Consider the following 458-nt stretch of genomic DNA (forward strand, 5'->3'; position numbering starts at 1 on the left):
ATCCACATCACTTCAATAACCAGCAATATGAATAACCGAAGCCAAAGCGGCTTGGCAAAAAAGGTCGACAACGCATTTTCACTGGAGAAAAACAGATCGATTTCCTGCAAAAAAAGCCTGCCCAGAAAAGCGTACCGCTTGGAGAAGCGCAGAAAAAACAGATTAATCGCCAACACTACGCCACAAAGAATGAGCAATGCAATTATCGATTTAAACGTTAACCACTGCCCCTCTGTCACAAAAGAATCACTGTTACGCAACGGGCTGATAGTAAGCAGGTTAACAACCGTTGAGATGCACACCGAAAGCAGCACATAGCGAGTCAGACTTTTATATTTTACTTTTTTCGCTACTGAAATAGCGACCTGCTTGACATAACTGGTGCGGATCATCCGAAACAGCAGAAAGATGACCAACGGCCCAAGTAACGAAATCAGGAACAGCGCATATAACGAGGG

General features: G+C 44.1%; 1 pseudogene. It reads right to left on the reverse strand.

What is annotated here, in order from left to right:
* Positions 1–458 (reverse strand): annotated as a pseudogene (gene ycdU, locus HK439_RS26460) (protein YcdU); the annotation flags it as partial.

The sequence above is a fragment of the Roseibium aggregatum genome (assembly GCF_014692675.1).
In the GTDB taxonomy this organism is placed as follows: domain Bacteria; phylum Pseudomonadota; class Alphaproteobacteria; order Rhizobiales; family Stappiaceae; genus Roseibium; species Roseibium aggregatum_C.